Annotated in this window: 4 protein-coding genes; all 4 read right to left on the minus strand. The window is 52.4% G+C overall.

What is annotated here, in order from left to right:
* Window positions 1–89 precede the first annotated feature (89 nt).
* A complete protein-coding gene (locus RTU33_RS21670; RefSeq protein ID WP_312630143.1) occupies window positions 90–848 on the minus strand; it encodes an oxidative stress defense protein in 759 nt (252 codons plus the stop codon).
* Window positions 849–937: 89 nt separating this feature from the next.
* Complete coding sequence (gene argO / locus RTU33_RS21675) at window positions 938–1,573, minus strand: arginine exporter ArgO (protein WP_312630145.1); 636 nt, start codon at window positions 1,571–1,573, stop codon at window positions 938–940.
* A 183-nt stretch (window positions 1,574–1,756) separates the two neighbouring features.
* On the minus strand, window positions 1,757–2,620 hold the full coding sequence (locus RTU33_RS21680; protein ID WP_312630147.1) for a small-conductance mechanosensitive channel MscS: 864 nt from the start codon (window positions 2,618–2,620) through the stop codon (window positions 1,757–1,759).
* Window positions 2,621–2,811: 191 nt separating this feature from the next.
* A partial coding sequence (fbaA, locus tag RTU33_RS21685; RefSeq protein WP_312630149.1) for a class II fructose-bisphosphate aldolase occupies window positions 2,812–3,566 on the minus strand: 755 nt, incomplete at its 5' end.

The raw sequence follows: 3,566 nt of genomic DNA on the forward strand, positions 1-3,566 counted from the left end.
TTTTTACACCAGCTACCGGATCGGTCAACCGATCCTTAAACGATCGGCATTAGGAATTTCCCGGCTTTTTACTGTGCAGCTGGCGCGAATTATTCCGCTTTCTTTTCGGGCTCAGCCGCTTTTTGTGGCTGCGCCTGAGTCGTTTCCAGCTGGAAGACTACGTCCACCTGATCGTCGAACTGAATCGTTGGCTGCTCGTAGGTTTCCTGCGCAGAATCCGCTGCCGGAGCTGCTGAAGCCTTCATCATCCGAACCATCGGGCTCGGCTGATAGTTGGACACGTGATAGCGCACGCTGTAAACCGGGCCGAGTTTCGCATTAAAGCCTTCGGCCAGCGCTTTAGCCTGATGCACGGCGTCATCAATCGCGGCTTTGCGGGCTTTGTCTTTATACTCTTCCGGTTGCGCAACGCCCAGTGAAACGGAACGAATTTCGTTCAGCCCCGCTTTCAGCGCGCCGTCCAGCAGCGAATTCAGCTTATCCAGCTGACGTAATGTCACTTCGACGGTACGCACCGCGCGGTAACCTTTCAGAATGCTTTTGCCATTCTGATAGTCGTAATCGGGCTGGGTACGCAGGTTCGCAGAACTGATGTCTTTCTTGGCAATACCGTTTTGCTCAAGGAAAGAGAGATACTGGGCTACGCGATCGTCGGCTTGTTTCTTTGCTGATGCAGCGTCTTTCGCCGCCACGTTCACTTCAATCGCGAGAGTTGCAATATCCGGCGCAGCGTCCACGCTTGCCGTTCCGGAGGTGACAATGTGCGGTCCATCCGGCAACTCATTTGCCTGTACCGACATCACACTGAATCCCACTAATGCCGCCAGGGCCATCACTTTAAACTTCACTGTCGTTCCTCCTTGTTACGTATTCACCCGAAACAGGGCGCATGCCTGCAAGCTTAGCTTCTGGGGACTAAATGTCCATAAGACAAGGCTTAGTTGAACAACGCGTGAACGTGTGAAATCCCCTCTTTCGCCAGTTGAAACGCGATAAACCACATCACCAGGCCGACCAGCAGGTTAATGATTCGCTGCGCCCGAGCGGTGCGCAATCGGGGTGCCAGCCACGCGGCAAGCAACGCCAGTCCGAAGAACCAGAGGAACGATGCACTGACGGTGCCCAGCGCAAACCAGCGTTTTGGCTCCGCGCCCAGCTGGCCGCCAAGGCTGCCCAATACAACAAACGTATCCAGATAAACGTGAGGATTAAGCCAGGTCACTGCCAGCATGGTAACGATAATTTTCCATCGCCCTTGCTTCATAACTTCAGCTTTAGCGAGCTCAAGATTGCTGCCCATAGCGGTTTTCAGGGCACCAAAGCCATACCATAAGAGGAAAGCTACACCGCCCCAGGTGACAGCAGCCATCAGCCACGGCGACTGCATCAGCAGTGCGCTCCCGCCAAAAATGCCCGCGCAGATCAGCAGCAAATCGCTCAGCGCACAAAGAAACGCGATCATAATGTGATACTGGCGACGGATCCCCTGGTTCATCACAAAAGCATTTTGCGGGCCTAAGGGCAAAATCATGGCAGCACCAAGTGCAAGCCCTTGAAAATAATAAGATAACACGATGATATTCTCGCTAACCGTCTGTCAATGGTGAGACTATAGCGCGCATCTAACATTAGATAAAATGGATAATATTAATCATCCATTATCTTAACTAATATCCACTCCTTTTCAACGACTGCGAAGAATGCAAAAAAGAAAAAACCCGCCGGAGCGGGTTATGAAAAGGGATAAACGAAGCCGTTATGCAGCTTCGTCCTGCTCTTTCACACGTTTGAAATTCACGTCCATCTGCGGATACGGGAAGCTGATGCCGTTGGCATCGAAATCACGCTTCACGCGCTCCAGCACATCCCAGTAAACGTTTTGCAGATCGCTGCTTTTACTCCATACGCGAACCACAAAGTTGATTGAGGACGCGCCAAGCTCATTCAGACGCACTGTAAGCTCGCGATCTTTCAGGATACGCTCATCGGATTCGATAATGTTAGTCAGCAGCTGTTTGACCTGATCGATGTCAGAGTCATAGGCCACGCCAATAATAAACTCATTGCGGCGCACCGGCTCCCGGGAGAAGTTAATGATGTTCCCGGCGATGATTTTGCCGTTGGGGACAACAACGATTTTGCCGTCTGCTGTACGCATCGTGGTGGAGAAGATCTGCACGTTAAGCACCGTTCCCGCTATGCCACCTAAATCAACATATTCACCGGCACGGAACGGGCGGAACATAACCAGCAGCACGCCAGCAGCAAGGTTAGAGAGCGAGCCCTGAAGTGCCAGACCAACGGCCAGACCGGCGGCACCAAGAACCGCAATGACCGACGCAGTCTGCACCCCGACGCGCCCCAGCGCCGCAATCAGCGTAAAGGCAATGATGGCATAGCGCAGCATCGCGGAGAGAAAATCGGCCACGGTGGCGTCAAGCTGACGTGCACGCATCACGCGGTTGACTGCATTTGACACCATACGGGCGATAATCATCCCGACAATAATAATGGCAATGGCGGCAACGATATTTACCGCATAGCTCAGCAATAGCGCCTGGTTTCGCACCAGCCACGATCCAGCATGATTAATACTGTCGACAACGTTCAAATCTTCCATCCGATCATCCTTATAGCTGCCCTTTTGGGAAATAAAACTCGCCACACCGGCAAGAAGTCAGTGGGATAAGGGTAAACAAGAATCGTCGTTAATGCCAAGCAGATCACAGAATTAAACACAATGACGGTACTGGAAAGGCAATAAAAAAGCCCGCTGTTAAGCGGGCTTTGGGCAGAAATGGCTGTCAAAAATTACAGAACGTCAACCGCGTTAAGTTCTTTGAAAGCCTGCTCCAGACGCACGATCATGGAGGACTGAGCCGCGCGCAGCCATACGCGTGGGTCATAGTATTTCTTGTTCGGCTGGTCTTCGCCTTTCGGGTTGCCCAGCTGGCCCTGCAGGTAAGCTTCGTTGGTTTTGTAGTAGTTCAGGATACCTTCCCAGGTTGCCCACTGAGTATCGGTATCGATGTTCATTTTCACTACGCCGTAGCTTACGGAGTCTTTGATTTCCTGAGCAGAAGAACCGGAACCGCCGTGGAAGACGAAGTTCAGGCTATTGTGCGGCAGGTTGTGTTTCTTAGAAACGTACTCCTGAGAATCACGCAGGATGGTTGGGGTCAGAACCACGTTGCCTGGCTTGTACACGCCGTGTACGTTACCGAAGGAAGCAGCGATGGTGAAACGTGGGCTGATCGCATTCAGTTTGGTGTACGCGTAGTCAACATCTTCTGGCTGAGTGTACAGCGCGGAAGCGTCCATGTGGCTGTTGTCGACGCCGTCTTCTTCACCGCCGGTGCAACCCAGTTCGATTTCCAGAGTCATGCCCATTTTGGCCATGCGCGCCAGGTATTTGGAGCAGATTTCGATGTTTTCTTCCAGAGACTCTTCGGACAGGTCAATCATGTGGGAAGAGAACAGTGGCTTACCGGTTGCTGCGAAATGTTTTTCACCCGCGTCCAGCAGACCGTCGATCCACGGCAGCAGTTTCTTCGCGCAGTGGTCAG

This window comes from Scandinavium sp. (genome assembly GCF_032012665.1).
Taxonomy (GTDB): domain Bacteria; phylum Pseudomonadota; class Gammaproteobacteria; order Enterobacterales; family Enterobacteriaceae; genus Scandinavium.

What these genes read in the sequence shown, in the direction of transcription:
- RTU33_RS21680 (WP_312630147.1), bottom strand. Translation starts at nt 2,620, where the DNA reads ATGGAAGATTTGAACGTTGTCGACAGTATTAATCATGCTGGATCGTGG.